This is a genomic window from Brevibacillus reuszeri (assembly GCF_002897295.1).
GTDB lineage: Bacteria > Bacillota > Bacilli > Brevibacillales > Brevibacillaceae > Brevibacillus > Brevibacillus reuszeri_A.
On the sequence record NZ_BEXF01000002.1, the window covers coordinates 261500 to 278883 of the forward strand.

The 17384-nt window shown below is 47.7% G+C and carries 16 protein-coding genes; 1 reads left to right on the forward strand and 15 read right to left on the reverse strand.

Annotation, left to right across the window (positions count from 1 at the left end; genetic code table 11):
* Positions 1–28 precede the first annotated feature (28 nt).
* Entirely contained in the window at positions 29–982 is a 954-nt protein-coding gene (locus C3B52_RS04295; protein ID WP_103104863.1) for an esterase/lipase family protein, read from the reverse strand.
* Between the two features lie 195 nt (positions 983–1177).
* On the opposite strand from C3B52_RS04295, the gene C3B52_RS04300 reads away from it, so the two are divergent.
* Positions 1178–2833 carry a family 10 glycosylhydrolase gene (locus C3B52_RS04300; RefSeq protein WP_103104864.1) on the forward strand — a complete coding sequence of 552 codons (1656 nt, stop codon included), beginning with the start codon at positions 1178–1180 and terminating at the stop codon, positions 2831–2833.
* A gap of 90 nt (positions 2834–2923) precedes the next feature.
* Here C3B52_RS04300 and C3B52_RS04305 read toward each other — a convergent pair whose 3' ends face one another.
* From C3B52_RS04305 to C3B52_RS04370, 14 genes are all read right to left on the reverse strand, one after another.
* Complete coding sequence (locus C3B52_RS04305) at positions 2924–3859, reverse strand: hypothetical protein (protein WP_103104865.1); 936 nt, start codon at positions 3857–3859, stop codon at positions 2924–2926.
* Positions 3825–4409 (reverse strand): RNA polymerase sigma factor, encoded by a 585-nt coding sequence (locus tag C3B52_RS04310; RefSeq protein WP_103104866.1) that lies wholly within the window; start codon positions 4407–4409, stop codon positions 3825–3827. The genes C3B52_RS04305 and C3B52_RS04310 overlap by 35 nt, the downstream gene beginning before the upstream one ends.
* Positions 4410–4524: 115 nt before the next feature.
* Positions 4525–5619, reverse strand: coding sequence for a nitric oxide synthase oxygenase (locus C3B52_RS04315; RefSeq protein ID WP_103104867.1), 1095 nt, complete (start codon positions 5617–5619; stop codon positions 4525–4527).
* 232 nt (positions 5620–5851) lie between these two features.
* Positions 5852–6220 carry a response regulator gene (locus tag C3B52_RS04320; protein WP_103104868.1) on the reverse strand — a complete coding sequence of 123 codons (369 nt, stop codon included), beginning with the start codon at positions 6218–6220 and terminating at the stop codon, positions 5852–5854.
* Positions 6213–7982, reverse strand: coding sequence for a hybrid sensor histidine kinase/response regulator (locus C3B52_RS04325; RefSeq protein ID WP_103104869.1), 1770 nt, complete (start codon positions 7980–7982; stop codon positions 6213–6215). Before C3B52_RS04325 ends, C3B52_RS04320 begins: the two co-directional genes overlap by 8 nt.
* Complete coding sequence (locus C3B52_RS04330; RefSeq protein WP_103104870.1) at positions 7979–9052, reverse strand: HD-GYP domain-containing protein; 1074 nt, start codon at positions 9050–9052, stop codon at positions 7979–7981. The genes C3B52_RS04325 and C3B52_RS04330 overlap by 4 nt, the downstream gene beginning before the upstream one ends.
* 180 nt (positions 9053–9232) lie before the next feature.
* On the reverse strand, positions 9233–11314 hold the full coding sequence (locus C3B52_RS04335; RefSeq protein WP_103104871.1) for an ATP-binding protein: 2082 nt from the start codon (positions 11312–11314) through the stop codon (positions 9233–9235).
* Positions 11315–11593: 279 nt separating this feature from the next.
* Positions 11594–12385, reverse strand: a complete 792-nt coding sequence (locus C3B52_RS04340) for an ABC transporter permease (protein ID WP_103104872.1) — start codon at positions 12383–12385, stop codon at positions 11594–11596.
* Positions 12386–12389: 4 nt separating this feature from the next.
* Positions 12390–13163, reverse strand: a complete 774-nt coding sequence (locus C3B52_RS04345) for an ABC transporter ATP-binding protein (RefSeq protein ID WP_103104873.1) — start codon at positions 13161–13163, stop codon at positions 12390–12392.
* A gap of 5 nt (positions 13164–13168) precedes the next feature.
* Positions 13169–14227 (reverse strand): ABC transporter substrate-binding protein, encoded by a 1059-nt coding sequence (locus tag C3B52_RS04350; protein WP_103104874.1) that lies wholly within the window; start codon positions 14225–14227, stop codon positions 13169–13171.
* 80 nt (positions 14228–14307) lie between these two features.
* Complete coding sequence (locus C3B52_RS04355; RefSeq protein WP_103104875.1) at positions 14308–14808, reverse strand: DinB family protein; 501 nt, start codon at positions 14806–14808, stop codon at positions 14308–14310.
* A gap of 206 nt (positions 14809–15014) precedes the next feature.
* Positions 15015–15353, reverse strand: a complete 339-nt coding sequence (locus C3B52_RS04360; protein ID WP_103104876.1) for a cupin domain-containing protein — start codon at positions 15351–15353, stop codon at positions 15015–15017.
* A gap of 39 nt (positions 15354–15392) precedes the next feature.
* Complete coding sequence (locus C3B52_RS04365) at positions 15393–16385, reverse strand: ABC transporter ATP-binding protein (protein WP_103104877.1); 993 nt, start codon at positions 16383–16385, stop codon at positions 15393–15395.
* A complete protein-coding gene (locus tag C3B52_RS04370; protein WP_103104878.1) occupies positions 16378–17373 on the reverse strand; it encodes an ABC transporter ATP-binding protein in 996 nt (331 codons plus the stop codon). The genes C3B52_RS04365 and C3B52_RS04370 overlap by 8 nt, the downstream gene beginning before the upstream one ends.
* Positions 17374–17384 lie beyond the last annotated feature (11 nt).

Sequence of the window (17384 nt, forward strand, 5' to 3'; positions counted from 1 at the left end):
TCATTATGGAAAGGTTTGGGGATGTGCTTTACCTCTCCAGAACCTGCCTGATAATCGACTCACTTTTATATAAAATATCCAAATGCGTCGCCTGCACCACGTATTTTTCACCGATCATGGCAAAAACGCTGCTAGCCATCACGTTCCCGTCTCCAAAGTTGCTATTGATCGAGCCGACTGCCCTGCCATCCACCCATCTTTTTGGCGAAAGAGACGGAACGGTTTGCAAATACTGAATCGTTTCATGACTGACCCCAGCAATTAAGGTCACCGCGATGTCTCTCTCCCAAATGAGGTCCATCGTGCTGTTCAGCTGATCCAAAAAATGATTTTGTACAACCATACTGCTGTATGGAACAACGGTTTCCATTCCATTTTGCTTCTCCAACAAATAATCTCCATAGGCATAGCCTGGCGCCAAATCAGTCAAGCTGGGAAAATGCTTTTGTATGGCCTCTACCTTGTTGCGGGGAATACTTTTCTCCAAGTAAGCCAAGTACACATTCATGTACAGCTCCACGACATTCTTTTTAGGCGAAACGGTGCGAGGCAGCTTTCCGCCAGCCCAGTAACAATAGCTGACCGGTGAGCCTGCATTAGGCGTAGCCAACATAAGCAATTGATCTACGTCACACAGATAGTTCTCCCCTTGAACGTATGCCCTCGAAACAAGCCCACCCATGCTGTGACAAATCAAGTTCACTTTGCTTGAACCCGTAGTTTGCTTCGCCCATTCGATCGTGGGGACTAAATATTGTTCTGCACAGTAAGCAATCGGCTGTCTCCAATCATAAAACGCGATAAATAGCTGTTCGCCCTGTCGGTAGCCCATCTGCTCCAATATGCGAATAAACGGTTCATAAGCCGTTCGAGCAAAACCAAAATTCCAATTTCCTGTCCCCGGAATAATCTGATTGCTCATTGAACCAAACAATCCCGGAACAAAGACGATTGGTGTCTTTTCTGGGAGATAGGTGTCCATCGCGATGTTCCTCTCCATCAAATTACTCTCTAGTCTTTGCCTATTCTAAGGCAGCTTGGCTGGTTCCACTCACTTCGTTTTCGAATCTATTTGAAGTAAATATCTTCCCTATCAACCGTAACAAAGCGTTATAATAAGCGTCTAACGCTTAGTAAGAGTTTTACAGCAAATAATACCTGTCGGAGGATTCGCAAAATGAAGGTGCGTAAGTGGTTTCTGCTTTTGCTTATGTTCGTACTATGTATTCCAGCAATGGGGGTATCCGTGCAGGCAGCACAGACTTCTCCTGGTATTAGCATCTTTTTGGACGGCCAACAAATCAAAAGTGACGTCGCTCCGTACATAATTCCAAAGGTCAATGTAACAATGGTCCCGCTCCGCGTCATCAGTGAAAGCTTGGGAGCTGAGGTTTATTGGGATCAAAACCTGCAGACAGCAACCATTTTGAAAGACAATATCGTATTATCCATGGTCATTAACCAGAAGCACGCATTGGTAAACGATAGCACGATTCCACTGGATGCTTCTGTTGAAAACAAGCAAGGAAGAGTCATGGTTCCGCTCCGCTTTGTTTCCGAGCAGTTAGGCTTGCAGGTTAATTGGGAACAGGCGACACGCACCATTACCTTACTCACAGGCAATGTCGCTGTTACACCACCCACTCCTCCGCAAGACATTATTGGCGGCGGAACGAATGGATCAAGCACAACACCAAATGATAATTCCAACGTTCCTAGCATTCCGGTAAATACGACGAATGGCCTGCGTGGTGTATGGGTATCCACTGTGTACAATCTAGACTGGCCTTCTACAGGCTCATATGGGAACGGGGCGAAGCAGCAGCAGGAATACGTACAGCTGCTCAATGAACTGCAAGCGATGGGCATGAACGCTGTGTTTGTACAGGTACGTCCTTCCGCTGATGCACTGTATCCATCTTCTCTCGTACCGTGGTCCAAATATTTGACCGGTACACAAGGGAAAGATCCAGGGTATGATCCGCTCGCTTTTATGGTCGAAGAAACACATAAGCGTGGCATGCAATTCCACGCTTGGTTCAATCCGTTCCGTGCCAATGTTGACGCGAAAACAGACCAGCTTGCAGCTAACCACGTAGTGAAAAAACATCCTGAATGGATCGTCAATTCCAGCAACAAGCTCTACATCAATCCGGGTATTCCACAAGCACGTCAGGCGATTATTGCCGAGATTACCGAGGTTGTGCAGCGCTATGATGTCGATGGGGTTCACTTGGACGATTATTTCTATCCTTCCAATGGAATCTTTAATGACGAAACGACCTTCAAGACGTACAACAGCAAAAATATCGCGACCAAAGCAGATTGGCGCCGCGACAATATCAATATGTTCGTCCAACAATTAAATCAGTCTATTAAAAACACCAAGCCTCATGTACAATTCGGAATCAGCCCATTTGGAGTGTGGCGCAATATCGCCGTCGACAAAACAGGCTCCGACACCAAAGCAGGTGTAACCGCCTATGACAACATGTATGCAGACGTGCGCACCTGGATTAAACAAGGCTGGATGGATTATGTGACACCGCAAATTTACTGGAGCCTCTCTTTTGCTCCTGCCCAATACGACAAGCTCGTAACCTGGTGGTCAAGTGAAGTACGCGGCACCAATGTGAAGCTATACATCGGACACTCTCCGTACAAGCTAGGAACAGCAGAAGCAGGCTGGCAAAACTCTCAGGAGATTATCAACCAGCTGGATTACAACAATCAGCATCCTGAGGTTCAAGGCAGTATCTTCTTTAGTGCCAAAGACTTGCGGAAAAATCCGTTGGGACTTCTCCAGGCGCTCAGCAGCTACTACAATCGCTAAGAAAGAGTATTTGTAAATCAACAATCCCCCTGAGCCAGCCGCAGTGAAAAGCTACGGCACAGGGGGATTCATTATTTGCAGGACCTTTTCTTACTTTGCAGCAGGCAAAAAGGCTTTTACAAACTTCTCCACATTATTTTTATTCAGAGCCTCTCCCCTCGAGGATACTCGATACTGCACTTTTTTCCCGAATGTTTCCATCACCCACACAATTTCCTTGGATACGTGGTCACCCTGATCTTCCTCGGTATACAAAATTTCAAGTTGACCGACTTTCACTTTTTCCTTTTTCTGTTTGTCGAGGTTCGCCATATAAACGGTGTTTCCCACAACGTCGTCAAAATTGGAGATGGAGACATTAACATATTTCTCGCCTGCTTGATAGGTGACATCTGCGTAATCCATCTCGTCCGTTCTCTCTAACCGTTGTGCAACATACTCTTCTTTTCCATTTCCCGCCTGCTGATACAACGCCTCTTTGTTATATTCTCGTTTGATGCTCGTTTCCACTTGTCCGTTCAAAAATAGAAACCCCCCAGGTAACGACTCTGGAACAACTGCCTGCTTTCCAACTTTCGCTTCCAAGTCCCCCCATGTTTCATATTCAAAAGGCTTGGAGATTGTAATGACTCTTTTAGTCGGATTATGAGGGATGATATAGGCTGCTACAGCAGTGCCTGCCTCCAGACTGTCCTCTATTTCCCATCGTTTCTCTAAAAAAGCCTGCATCTCTGGATCTTGTTTATCTATGACCTTTACATTCGCATTAGAAACATCCTGTTCTTGATAAATAACCTCTCCCTGCGGATTTTTCAATTGGTAGTACTGCACGGCAGCATAGCCTGTTGTAATGCTTGCCAAAAGCCCGATCGCGACCAAAATACTCACTTTATACTTCACAAAAAAGCCCTCCTTGTTTTGTTTGATCTGATCCATGACCACAGAGGTGACGTCGATTTGCTGCGGTATGCGCGGATCGGTAAATAGCGCTTTAATACTCTCGCGCGACTCGTTTGGATTCTTCATGCGTCACCCCTCCCTTCTCAGACGGAGAATAAGCGGTGCGGAACTTGGCAGCCGTACGTTCGAATTTCTTGCGTAGGCTCGCCCCGTTTTTGTTCATAATCAAAGCGATTTCGTCGTAAGTCTTTTCCTCAACCCCGCGCAGCAAAAGAAGAGTACGTTCTTCTACAGAAAGAGTAGCCATGGCTTTATATACAGCCTCACTAAAATAAGCATTTTCAATATGCTGCTCGATGTCTGACTGATTTTGCTTGGTCTCCAAAAAGGGCAACAGGCGGAGCCATTTCCTTTTTCGAATGAGATCAATGCAGTGATGATAGGCAATTTTATAAAGCCAGGCGGCGAATGGAAATTCCCGATTATATTTGGTAATGTTGCGATACGCTTTGATAAAAACCTCTTGTGTGGCATCTTCCGCTTCGTATTGATTTCCCAGGATGTGATAGCAATAGTGAAAAATCCGCCCTTGAAAGCATTGCATGATTTCTGCATAACGGTTTTCCGCACCCTGAGTAATCGCATCGAGAAGCTCGTTTATTTCATTGCGTTCCACTCTCTCCCTCCTTTCAACTGGTATAACGTTCCAGGCAATCCTTTGTGTGACATCGACTGCAAAAAAAATACTGCGAACAGAAAAATGCTCGCAGCAATTGGTGTACGCTATTGATTTATTCCTTAAAACGCGGTCTTTCCTGGTAAAAGAAATTCGGCGTCTGCATCGTATTATCATAAGCTCGATGAAAAATATGGGTAGCTGCCGGAGAGACAGGAGGAATGAGCCACGTCCAATCACCTGTGACTGCGCGACCGCATTTCTCTTCCCTTTCTTCAAATCGCCTAAACTGCTGACTCGCCGTATGGTGATCGACAATCGATACGCCTTGCTCTTTAAAGGAGTGCAGCACAGCTACATTCAGCTCCACCAGCGCCTTATCCTTCCAGAGCGTGGCTTCTCTGCTGGTGTCGAGTCCCATGAGCTCAGCTACTCTGGGCAGCATATTGTAGCGCTGCGCATCAGCCAAATTACGTGCACCTATCTCCGTTCCCATGTACCAGCCGTTAAAAGGTGTGGTTTTATAATGGATACCCCCGATTTCCATGCGCATATCGGAGACAATCGGAACCCCGTACCATTTCAGGTCAAGATCAGTAAAGCTCGCAATCTCAGGATGAGTAATGGCTACCTCTACCACTAGCTCCTGCGGGATTTCAAAAAACTTCGGTCGCTGCTCTCCAATCTGGACAACAAGTGGCAGTACATCATAGTTTGTCCTTGCTCCCTGCCATCCCAGACTTTCACACAGCCTGGTCAGCTCGATAGACACTGGATCTCCAATCATACCGAATTCCGTCTCGTAGCCTGCGTAACGGATTAACTGGTTGTTCCAGATCCTTATTTGCGGCTTGTCCTGCTGAGTAGGGGCAAATACGGTAATGGTAGGTCGAATCTTCCCTCCGTTGGTGGCAAATTCAATGTGGCGAAGGAGTGCCTGTGCTACCTCCTCTTCTGTTTCTACCTGTCGTTCATCAAGTATCTGAAGCGATTCCCAAAAAAATCGCCCAATGCATCGATTACTGTTGCGCCAAGCCATTTTGGCACCGTGGCGCAGCTCCTCAGCCGTATGCTCATAATATCCTTGTGAGGTAATCAGCTCGCGCACTTCTCGTACACGCTGCTCCATTTCATCTATCGTCTTGTCTAGCTCGCTATAGCATACGCGGATAAACTGCTCGGCTTCTTGTATTAGTTGATCGTATTCCATAGTACCCTCTTTTCCCACTAAAGGTGCCTCACTGTTTTCGCCCTATCAAATGTACCTTCATTATAGAATACCGAGTAGCTATTACCAATCTCCCAGACATTTGGTCACAGATTCTCCCCTTTTTGGATTCATAGTATGTTGCGGCTAGAGGTAATGGCAAACTCTCAGAGGATAAATCGAAAACAAAAAGAGGCGGGTGCCATAATATGCACCTGCCTCGTTTTTGTTGACACTACTCTTCTTTTAAGTAATGCTGCAGCTTTTCCAGCAACCGACTCCACTCTACTGGCTTTGTATCAAAGTCGTCACAGCCTGCTGCCAAAGCTGTTTCACGATCGCTTGCCATCGCATGTGCTGTCAAAGCGATGATCGGAATGTGCTTCGTTTGTGGAAATGCTTTTAACTGACGTGTCGCATCCCACCCATCTAATACTGGTAGGCTCAAATCCATCAAGATCAGGTCCGGCAGCTCGTTTTTTGCTGCTTCCACTCCTTCTTGACCATCCACCGCGATAATGACCTCGTAGCCCTTTCGCATCAAACGGCGTGAGAGCATGTCGCGATTCATTTCGTTATCTTCTACAAGCAGTATTTTACGCATCTTTAACCTCGGTTTTCGTTTTTTTCCCTTCTAGAGAAGCGATCATCAAAGCACGTATTTCATGGAGCAAAGCTTCACGCTGGAAGCTCCCCTTTTGTACGATTCTCTCTACGTATCCATTTAGTCGCAGTCGATCCTCCGCTGAAATGTTCCTGGCTGTCACGACCACAACCGGAATGGAGCGCCATTCTTCACGTTTGCGCAGCTCGGTTACGAATTCGAAGCCATCCATGTTCGGCATCATTAAATCTAGCAGGATCAACTGGGGAAGCGCCTCAGCCACGCTTTCCAAAGCAATCCGTCCATCTACAGCTTGTTTTACCCGATAGCCTTCTTTTTCGAGCATTTTGGTCATCATGTGACTGGTCGTGTCATCATCCTCGATGACCAGCACTGTCTTGGTTTGGCGTTCCGGCAGATGCTTGTCCAAGACGGACACGAGCTTGTCTCGATAAACCGGTTTAACCAAAAATTCGGAGGCACCCAAAGCATATCCTAAATTTTTGTCGTCGGTCATGGAAATCATGATAACCGGGATGCTCGCCAGCTCCGGATCATTTTTTAATGCAGTCAAGACGCTCCAACCGTCCATTCCCGGCATCAGTACATCTAGTGAAATCAGGGAAGGTCGCAGCTCTCTCGCCAAGCGAATACCTTCTTGCCCATTTGACGCAAGCACAACAGAACAGTCTTCCTTGCTCAAAAAGCGTTGCATCAGCTGAAGCATCGCAGGATCGTCATCGATTACTAGCACAATCTGGCTCCCTGCCTGTACCTGCCCCGCGAATTGGGTAGCTACGGGCAACGCTTCGTCCCGATGCTCCCTTCGAGTCGGCAGCCAGACGATAAATGTAGTTCCTTTTCCGAGCTCACTATCGACCGTAATGTTCCCACCCATGTATTGGCACAGCCTTTTGCTGATAGCCAGACCCAATCCTGTGCCACCATATTTGCGAGTGGTAGAGGAATCAGCTTGCTTGAATGCTAAAAAAATGTGCTCGATCTGCTCCTGAGACATGCCAATCCCTGAATCCGTTACGGCTATACTGATTCCTGGAGTTTCTGCCTGGGCTTCATGTCTTACAGTCAGTGAGATCGTACCGTTTTGGGTGAATTTACTCGCATTGCTCAGCAGATTGAATAGGATTTGCCTGAACTTTGTTATATCTGTCTCGATCGTTCCATCTGGATACTCCACTTCCAGTTGATTATGATTTGCCTCTACTAATGGCCTAACCGTGGCCAGCACCTCTTCAATCATCTCGAGAATATCGACGTTCTCCAAAAACAAGTCCATTTTGCCTGCCTCAATCTTGGAAAGATCGAGTATGTCATTAATGAGAGAGAGCAGATGCTTTCCCGCGTGGTGGATTTTGCCCAGATCATCTGCAAAGCCGTGTTCGTTCATATCCTCGGCTTCTTCCTTCAGCATTTCGCTGTAACCGAGAATCGCGTTTAATGGCGTTCGTAATTCATGGCTCATATTGGCTAGAAACTGGCTTTTGATGTGGCTGGCCGCAACCGCTTCATCACGCGCTTTCGACAGCTCTGCCGTACGCTCCTTGACCATCTCTTCCAATTGATCATTTAATTCTCGCAGTTCTTGATTGACGTAATAAATCTCCCGCGTCTTCTGTTCAGCGATTTCTTCTGCTTCCTTGCGGGCTTTTTTCTCACGCTCAAGCTGCCTGCGCAGAAGGTCTATTTCCTGCATCCCGTCACTTCCGTTCTGTGAGGATAAACCGAGCGGCCGTTCCTTCATCGGTACATCGCCCCTTCTACCGCTGTGATCGATGACTTTTCTTCTTCCCCTACAATCTGAAGGAAAGCATCAACCACTTGCGGATCAAAATGCGCTCCACGCTGCTTCTTTATTTCCGCTAACGCTTCTTGTCGCGTCCAGGCTCGTTTATATGGGCGCTCATTCGTCAGCGCATCGTAGAAATCAGCCAATGCAACGATTCTACCCGCTAGCGGGATATCTTCTCCGTTTAGCCCAATTGGATACCCCGTTCCATCCCACTTTTCGTGATGGGTCATCGCGATTGTCTGCGCCAGCTGTAGTATTGAGAACTGGCTTCCTTCCAGAATGCTTGCACCAATGGTCGTATGTTCCTTCATTCGCTGGAATTCCTCAGGAGTAAATCTGCCGGGCTTCAGCAAAATCTCATCAGGGATTCCGATTTTTCCGATATCATGCAGCGGTGTCGCCTGTTTAATCAATTGTACCTCCTGTGGCGACAAACCAAGAGCTGCTGCGATTTTTTCTGCCATCAGAGCCACACGGACCGTATGTTGACCCGTATCATCATCGCGGAATTCTGATGTGCGAGCCAGCAGCTGTAAAATTTCATTCTTTGCTTTCTCAAGCTCCAATGTTCGTTCCTGCACACGCTGCTCCAAGCGATGATTTTGATCCTGCAGCTGAATATGGTAGAATCTCGTGCGCAGCAAGTTGTTAATCCTAAGTACTACCTCCGTTTTATCCAATGGCTTGGTCAGGAAATCATTCGCTCCCAAATGAAGGGCCTCTTTCTTCGCCTCCTGTGTCACATCGGCAGTCAGCACCAGAGTTGGCAAGTAGTCGCCCTCTGGTTTGAGCTCCTGCAGTCTTTTCAAAAGAGTAAACCCATCCATTTCAGGCATATGTAAATCAATCAGGATAATATCTGGCTGGAGCTCATTGTACAGCGGCTCCATCTGCTTCGGGTCAGTCGTACAGTGCAAATGAGAAAAACCTGATCGCCGAAGTATACGTTCTAGCAAGCTAAGATTATATTCCTGGTCATCAACAATCAGAAAGGTTGCATTCGTTCTCCATACTTCATTCATGTCTCATCCTCATCCCATCTTGGTCTCTATCTTGTGAACTAGGATGCTAGTCTAGTAGACGCATGTTAGACCTTACCAAAAGCTGCTGTTTTCACGTTTCACGCTCTGATTATAAGCGATTACCAGGACTTCTTACACAGGTTTTTCCTCATAGAAAAAAGAGACCTATCTTAGGCCTCTTTAGTCTTGTTCAGCAACCACTCGTATCTCGCTATTTCTCAAAACTTCCATAAAGTTGGATACCGCGATGTTCAAATGACGGTAAAAGGTAGCCCTGCTCATATTGCACGAGCGGGCAGCTGCAATCGGATTATCCGGATGAGTCAGATAAGCTGCGTTTAGCAGCTCACGGTCTTTACTAGACAATAAAGTTGATTCAGTGGATAAAAGAGCTACAATTCTCTCATATAAGTCCGTCACATTTTCTGCATCGTGAAATTCAGATACAAAAGCTTGTAAATCAGCAGGTTCGTGCAAAGAAGAAAGCAGCTTGCGGACCCACTTTTTCGTCAAATCAGAGGTGGCTGTCAGCTTAGCAGGCGACTTGGTTTTCTCCGAGAAGAAGGACATGATCCAATCACCAAACTGTCCATGACGAAAATCCAGCTCCAGCACATCTGCTCTCGCATAGGAAGTATCGCAGTCTCTGGTTTTTGTCGCCCGGATTAGAAAGCCGAGCTGCTGCAGAAACACTTTTAAATCAGAGTTGGTTGCCACTAGCATGACTCTCGCGCCTTCTCCGATTAAGGACAAGCGATCCAATGTGAGCAGGCCCACCAGTTCCTCTCGACTGAATCCTGGGAGTTGATTGGTCGCCGCTCCAAGTACCGCATAATACGAATCTGCCTGGTCGTGTTCACACAGCAATTCATGTGGTTCATAACATTCCGCCATTTCTGCCGGAAAATATTTGCTCATAAGCTCGCTAGTATCTTTGTGGATCATTACCCCGATAAACATTCCAATCGGTAATCCATCTGCTCCACGCAGGACAGCAATGCTTTCTGGGAAACGAACAGCCAACTCACTTAGAAATTCATGGTAGTTCTCACTCTGCCATGGATCTACACTGTACTCGCACCATTGACGCAAGAGCTCGTGCAGCACAGGTAAATCTTCTTCGGCATGAATGGATTCGAGCGGTGAGATCAGGGAGTCAACCGTCAAATCGGCATAGAGTCGATGCAGTGGAAAAGAATCCTTGCTAAGCTGCAGCATCTGAGAGGTGATGATCCTCTTATTTTGCGGCTTTGCCTGTTGCAATTGCTCATATAAAATCGACGCGGCTTTGGCACGCAGCAGATGCAGGCGCTGAGGCTCGCGCTGCCGGAAATCACGCAACAGATGCATACGAGCCAGATCGTGCAGAGACAACCCCTCTGGTGTAGAACGGACAAAGGACATCCCCTTCAACAGCTGATAGTCTGTTAATGCTACAGTCTCATCCAAAACAAGCGAAAGGATCTCCTGGTTGGCATATTGCAGGACGACCAGCACATCAACGAGTGGCTGCAATTTCGCAAGCGTCAGTTCGCGCAGGATATGGGCACTGATCGTTTGCGAAACAATCTGCTTATCCTCGGCTGATAGACGTTTTTGCTGTATCAGTGCTTCCACGGATAATGCCAAAGCAAGCGGGTGCCCGTCAGTCGAATGAGCCAACTCTCTTGCCATGTCCTTTTGAATAGGACCCGCTGATATAATGTAGTCAATCGCTTCTTGATGGGAAAAATGGACAAGCGGCAGCTCCTGCAGATGCTTCCCCCACTGGGAATGGGTTTTCCATGCCGTAGATAAGATTGATCGTGATGCTAGAATCAATACAATGCCAGTAGATTGCAGCTTGGGCAAGAAAGCTTCGAGAAGCCAGCCTTCCAATAGGGAGAGGTTATCAAAATTGTCGATGCATAGCACGATTCGTTGCTGCGGACTTGTCTGCAAAAGAGGTTCGAGCGGGTGGGAGTAGTTCCGGTCCCAAAACTCCAGGGAGACGGCCGCCGATATATATTCGAGGAAGCCAACTGGCGTCTGTCCGCAAGAGCGCCCATCCAGCCACAAGCCTTTGGCATTTCGCTGTCTTGCGCTATGCAGCAATTCTGCAAGCAAGCTGCTTTTTCCGATCCCGCCGATCCCCGTTACGGAGAATATGCGCAATGGAGCCTCAGGGTCATCTAACCACTCATTCAGTGAATCGCATTCTTTTATTCTGCCGACGAATAGCTTCCTGCTTACCCCTGATCGAACCTCTTGTGTCGAATTCATTTCTTCCCACCATTTTCTTCTATTATTTCTGTCAGAATAATTGTAACATTTAACGTTTTATATGTACGTAGAAACGTTGAGAAAAAACGGGACTACGTACATGTCCTGCTTCCCCTCGATAAAGATTTGATTCTATTATGGAATTATATACCGGCCTCCTTAGGAATTCTGTAACCTCTATCACAACTGCAGCAAAAAACTTGAGACAAAAAAAGGCGACCACTCCCTTGTAGATGTAACCGGGAATGATCGCCGCCAAGATAAGTTACTTATTCTTTTTTACTTCCACGGGATCAGCTTGCGTTCGATCCATCCCAGTACGCGGTTAAACGTCAGGCCGAGCAAGGATAGAATAAGTACGCCCACCATGAGCTTGGTTGTAATCATCAGGTTTCCATAGTGCAAAACCATGGAACCGATCCCCTGCTGAGCCGCGATCATCTCAGCTGACACCAGCAGCAGAAGGGATGTACCGGCAGCGAGCTTCAAGCCAGCAAAAATCATCGGCAATGATCCTGGCAGTATCACTTTGCGAATCACATTGAGATGATTGGAGCCAAAGGTCACTGCTGCTTTAATAAGGATGGGGTCCACGTTTTTCACGCCAGAAAACGTGTTGATCACCACAGGGAAAAACACACCTAGAGCGATAATCGCTACCTTTGGCATTTCTCCAATGCCTAGCCACAAAATGATGAGAGGCAACAGCGCAATCTTTGGAATCGGATAAATCGAATAAACGATGGGAGACACGATCGCATCGGTCCATTTTGAAAATCCGAGAATCAGCCCCACCACAATACCAAGAATCGCGCCGAGCGAATAACCGATTCCAATACGATACATACTGGCGAGCAAATCCTTGTACAATTCACCGCTCGAAAGCATTTCCCAGCCCGCGGATAAAATAGCGGTCGGGGCGGGCAAAAACAACGGGGGAACAATCTCCAATCGACAGATGATCTCCCATATAACTAATAAGCCTGCTATCCCTACTACTGCCGCATAACTAGGTATTTTTTGCTCTAAAAAGGCTACACGATTGGTTATGATTTGTCTGTCTTGAGACATCTTGTTATCCCTCCCTCGATGCTTCTTGCGCATCGTGGCGAATAAGCTGCCAAATCTCGTTGGCATACTGCTCAAACTGGCTGCGGTACTCTTCTTGATCTCTACCTATTTTCGGCAGATCGATCTCGATGATGCTCTTGATCTGACCAGGGTGTCTAGATAAAACGATGACCCGATCAGCCAAATAAACCGCTTCTTGAATGTTATGTGTCACATATAGAGTGCTCAGGCGCGTTCGGTTCCAGATCGTCAGGAGCTCTTCCTGCATGATAGTCCGTGTTTGAGCATCCAACGCCGAAAAGGGCTCGTCCATCAGTAGTAGGTCAGGCTCGATCGCGAGAGCTCGAGCGATACCTGCACGCTGCCGCATCCCGCCAGAGAGCTGCTTCGGATACGCTCCTTCAAAGCCCTGTAAGCCAACCATATCGATGTAGTGCTTGCCCTTTTCCCTTTGTACCTCTTTGCTGGCTCCACTCTCCTCCAGCCCGTAAATCACGTTTTCATAAACCGTTCTCCATGGAAATAAAGCGATCTCCTGAAAGACAATTCCGAGAGTAGGCTTTTTCCCATTGGTCCCTTCAAAGTACACTGAGCCCTGCGTCGGAGACATCAAGCCTCCGACGATATTCAAAAGAGTCGATTTCCCGCAGCCGCTTGGTCCCACGAGAACAACGAACTCTTGCTTTTCAATCGAAAAATTGATGTTTTGCAAGGCGGTAACTTCTCTTTTTTTGGAGTCAATAAACGTTTTATCGACGTTTTCAATGACGATTCTCATCGCGATCACTTCCCTAATTTCTGCACTGCATCATCCAACAACTGTATATTTACGATTTCTTTTGTATCAATCGCTTTATCAATCAGTTTTTCTTTTGCATACCAATCGACTTGCGTTTTGATATCGCTTTCTAGCAATTTGCCATCACGATCCATATAAGGCAGGCCTTTTTTGATCAGGTCCGGCTCTTGGTCCGTATACTTGGCGATAATGCTAACTACTTCATCATAATTCGCACCTGGTACGATCTTGCCGTCTTTTTTGGTCAAAACCGCATCGTAGTAGTAACGGGTGGATTTGGCATACGCTTTGAGAAAACGCTCTGCTACATCCTTATTTTCAGCCAGCTTGGGTGAGAAAAAGATGCCGGATGTTTGGTAGTCCATCTCGTCGCCAATTTGCGCAATGACTTTGCCATAGCCTTCTTCTACAACCGTAGAAATATTTGGCTCGTTCAGCAAAATGGCGTCTACCTGTTTACTTTTCAACGCTTCCATCAAGCCTTTGATGCTGTTAAGTGGGATCAACTCCACATCCTGCAAACCAAGGCCATGCTTTTCCAAGAGTCTGCCAGCCATATAGTGATAAGTAGAGCCGGTCTGGGTAATCCCGATTTTCTTGCCCTTTAGCTCTTCAATGCTTTTCAGAGGTGAATCGCTAGGGAACAACAAAGCAGAGGAGGAGTAACCTTGCTGCTCTCGTCCTTTATCCGCAACAATCACCAGCTTTTGTCCGCCTGCAACCATGTTGTACAAGCTCGCAGTAATACCAGTCGCGCCTACATCCACACTGCCTGCAGCTGTAGCCACTGCGATTGGTTGTGCGGCCTCAAACCATTTGGCCCTGGCGTCTATATTTTCTTCTTTGAAAAACCCTTTTTCGATGCCGATAAAGAGTGGGGCGGAGCTCGTCAGTTTTAACATCCCGATTTGTACGGAAGCAGCTTCAGCTGTCTGATTCGCGTTTGGTGCTGCTGCATTGTCTCCTTCTGTCTTTCCACAGCCAACCAGCATGAGGGACAGAGCTAATATTGTGCTAAGTAACAAATTCGCTGACTTATTCACGATGTCTTACCTCCAGATTAGTGTATTTATCTTTTAATTTTAATTATATTTTGAAAAAGTAACACAAAATTATTTATATATCAATGATTCCATTTCAACAGACGTTCGTCACCTTCCTGTAATATCCTCGTCATATATACGATCTGACCAGTGTGATATGAGTAATGCGACGTTGTATGATATAAGATTTCCATAATTGTCTTGGTATAGGATTCGATACCTGCTCCTGGCGGATAAATGATGTGAACTACCCTCTGAAAATCATCTGCTGACAGCCGTTGTAACTGCTCGCGTGTTTGTTCACGTACCTGTGTTAGCTTTTCTAGTAATTCAGTAGAACAAAATGAGCCCTCTGCTAGAAACTCTGCTGACCTCTCACGGATGAACGGTTTTTGACCGATTCCACTCACCACGTTTTGATATTCGTTACCCGCTAGGTGCAAACACAAATTACCAATGCTGTTTGTACTGCCGCGCACTTTTTTCCATACCAGCTCTTCCGGCAAACGCTCTAATGCTTTTTGGATTCGGTTAAGCTCGGTGTCTAGCAGACTCAGTGTTTGCTTATAAAATAAATGCATGAATTACCCTCCACTCTAAAAGATTTATTTTTCCAATTTCAAATGACAGGCTCATAAGTTCTGAGTGTACGGTAGAAACCGATTTATCTCAAGTGATCTGCCAGTGGCTCGTTCTGTACGGGGACATCCCTGAAATATAAAGCAACCAGCATGTCCCGCTATTCACGGAAACACACTGGTTGCTTATTCACCCATCGATTTGATTGCTATGAGCGTTTGACTAGCGCCCAAACCAATACGCAGTCTTCGTCACCATCGTTGTATACAGCGTGCGCCTCTCCGGCAGGTATAAGCGTAGAGTCCCCGGCTTGAATGCGATGCTCTGTTTCCCCGATTGTCGTAACCATTGTGCCTTTGACCAGGATCGAATACTCGTCTTCATCGTGTGGCGCGAGACCAGAGACGGGAATTCGGGAGCCTGGAGGGATGGTTACTATGCCAAAGCGAGTCTTGCCACCCTCTATAATGCCAAAGGGCAGCATCGTTTTGAGCACGACATCTGGTACAGCTTCTGCCTGAACTTCCTGTCCACGAGCGATCAACATACACAGCACTCCTTTCTTCTCCTGACAATTGTCATTACCCTATGTGTACAAATGACAAGCTACCAGCTGACCATCAGCTGCCTTTTTGAGTACAGGTATCTCTGTTTTGCAAATATCCATGCAGCTTGAGCAGCGGGTGTGGAACGTGCAGCCTGCTGGCGGCTTCGCCGGACTTGGTACGTCTCCGCGCAAAATGATCCTCTCCCGCTTCTCACCAGCTACCTCAGGTACAGCAGACATCAACGCTTGCGTGTAAGGGTGCAAGGGTGTTTCAAAAAGCTTCTCCTTCTCCGCAAGCTCTACGATCCTACCCAAATACATGACAGCTACCCGATCCGAAATGTGGCGCACCACCGATAAATCATGGGAAATAAACATGTAGGTGAGCTTGTACTGCTCCTGCAAGTCCTGCAACAGATTGATGACCTGTGCCTGAATGGATATATCCAGGGCAGATACAGGCTCATCCGCGATGATTAGCTGCGGCTGCAGAACGAGTGCCCGCGCGATCCCGATGCGCTGTCGCTGTCCCCCGGAAAATTCATGCGGATACCGCTTGGCGTAGCTCGGATTCAGTCCCACATTGTCCAGCAGCTCCAGTATCCGGTCGCGTTGCTCCCCCCGCGAGCCCATGCCATAAACCAGCATCGGTTCCATCAACGTGCGCTCAATCGTCCAGCGCGGATGCAGCGAAGCGTACGGGTCCTGGAAGATCATCTGCATGTCCCGGCGAACACCTCGCAGCTCGCCTTTTGACAGGGAGGTCAGCTCCTTGCCAGCAAAACGAATCGAGCCCTCGGTCTCCTGCAAAAGCCGAATTACCAATCGGGCTGTTGTCGATTTGCCGCAGCCTGACTCCCCCACGATACCGAGCGTTTCCCCTCTCGATACCGAAAAGCTGACGCCGTCAACTGCCTTTACCGTACCAACGGTGGTGGAGAAAACTCCCTTTTTTATCGGATAGTGCTTTTTTAGTCCGCTTACTTCAAGCAAGGTTTCATTGCTCGTGGTTGCTTTTGGCTGATCATGCATGCTGTGCTCCTCCTCCCTCGCTGACGAGCCAGCAGGCAGCCTGTGAAGCTGGTCCAGCGGCAAACAGTCCCGGCAATTCCTGACGGCAACGTTCGGTTACATGCGGGCAGCGATCCGCAAAACGGCAGCCTTTGCCCCATTGCAGCGGAGGTGGTACCTGACCAGGGATGTAATTCAGGCGATGATTGGCTCTCGCATTTTTTGGCAGAGAGGCGAGCAGCCCTTGGGTGTAAGGATGCTGGGGATTGTCCAATATTTCTCGGACAGGCCCCTTCTCCACAATCATCCCTGCATACATGACGATGACCTGATCGCACACCTCGGATACGACGCCCAAATCATGTGTAATCAGCATCATCGACATGTTGTGCTTGTGCTGCAGCTCTTTCATCAGCTCCAAAATTTGCGCCTGGATCGTCACGTCCAAAGCAGTAGTCGGCTCATCGGCAATCAACAGCTCCGGATCGCAAGCCATCGCCATTGCGATCATGACACGCTGCCGCATACCCCCGGAGAGCTGGTGGGGATAATCTGAGATGATCTCCTCCGCACGAGGAATCCCCACCATTTTCAATAGCTCGACTGCTCTCGCCTTGCGCTCGGATTTGCCCAGCTTCGTATGAATTTTCAGCGCTTCCATGATTTGATTGCCGACGGTATACACCGGATTGAGTGATGTCATCGGCTCCTGAAAAATCATCGAAATCCGATTCCCACGAATTTCGCGCAGCTCCTTTTTGCCGAGGGAGAGCAGGTCCTTGCCCTTGAACAGAATCTGTCCGCCGCTCACCTGACCTGGCGGCTTGATCAGTCCCATGATGGAGAGGGACGTGACACTTTTGCCACATCCTGACTCGCCGACCACGCCAATCGTCTCGCCCTGTCCGATTGTAAAGGATACCCCATCTATGGCATGAAACGATTGCCCCTGCGAACGGAAGGTGGTTCTCAGGTCCCTGACTTCCAAAACAGGTTGTTGGCGCTCCATAGTCCTCCCCC

Excerpts from the sequence above, each read along its gene's own strand:
- C3B52_RS04315 (WP_103104867.1), bottom strand. The coding sequence starts at position 5,619 with ATGGAATACGATCAACTAATACAAGAAGCCGAGCAGTTTATCCGCGTA.
- C3B52_RS04295 (WP_103104863.1), bottom strand. The coding sequence starts at position 982 with ATGGACACCTATCTCCCAGAAAAGACACCAATCGTCTTTGTTCCGGGA.
- C3B52_RS04300 (WP_103104864.1), top strand. The coding sequence starts at position 1,178 with ATGAAGGTGCGTAAGTGGTTTCTGCTTTTGCTTATGTTCGTACTATGT.
- C3B52_RS04325 (WP_103104869.1), bottom strand. The coding sequence starts at position 7,982 with ATGAAGGAACGGCCGCTCGGTTTATCCTCACAGAACGGAAGTGACGGG.
- C3B52_RS04340 (WP_103104872.1), bottom strand. The coding sequence starts at position 12,385 with ATGTCTCAAGACAGACAAATCATAACCAATCGTGTAGCCTTTTTAGAG.
- C3B52_RS04330 (WP_103104870.1), bottom strand. The coding sequence starts at position 9,052 with ATGAATGAAGTATGGAGAACGAATGCAACCTTTCTGATTGTTGATGAC.
- C3B52_RS04305 (WP_103104865.1), bottom strand. The coding sequence starts at position 3,859 with ATGAAGAATCCAAACGAGTCGCGCGAGAGTATTAAAGCGCTATTTACC.
- C3B52_RS04355 (WP_103104875.1), bottom strand. The coding sequence starts at position 14,808 with ATGCATTTATTTTATAAGCAAACACTGAGTCTGCTAGACACCGAGCTT.
- C3B52_RS04320 (WP_103104868.1), bottom strand. The coding sequence starts at position 6,220 with ATGCGTAAAATACTGCTTGTAGAAGATAACGAAATGAATCGCGACATG.
- C3B52_RS04345 (WP_103104873.1), bottom strand. The coding sequence starts at position 13,163 with ATGAGAATCGTCATTGAAAACGTCGATAAAACGTTTATTGACTCCAAA.
- C3B52_RS04370 (WP_103104878.1), bottom strand. The coding sequence starts at position 17,373 with ATGGAGCGCCAACAACCTGTTTTGGAAGTCAGGGACCTGAGAACCACC.
- C3B52_RS04360 (WP_103104876.1), bottom strand. The coding sequence starts at position 15,353 with ATGTTGATCGCTCGTGGACAGGAAGTTCAGGCAGAAGCTGTACCAGAT.
- C3B52_RS04335 (WP_103104871.1), bottom strand. The coding sequence starts at position 11,314 with ATGAATTCGACACAAGAGGTTCGATCAGGGGTAAGCAGGAAGCTATTC.
- C3B52_RS04365 (WP_103104877.1), bottom strand. The coding sequence starts at position 16,385 with ATGCATGATCAGCCAAAAGCAACCACGAGCAATGAAACCTTGCTTGAA.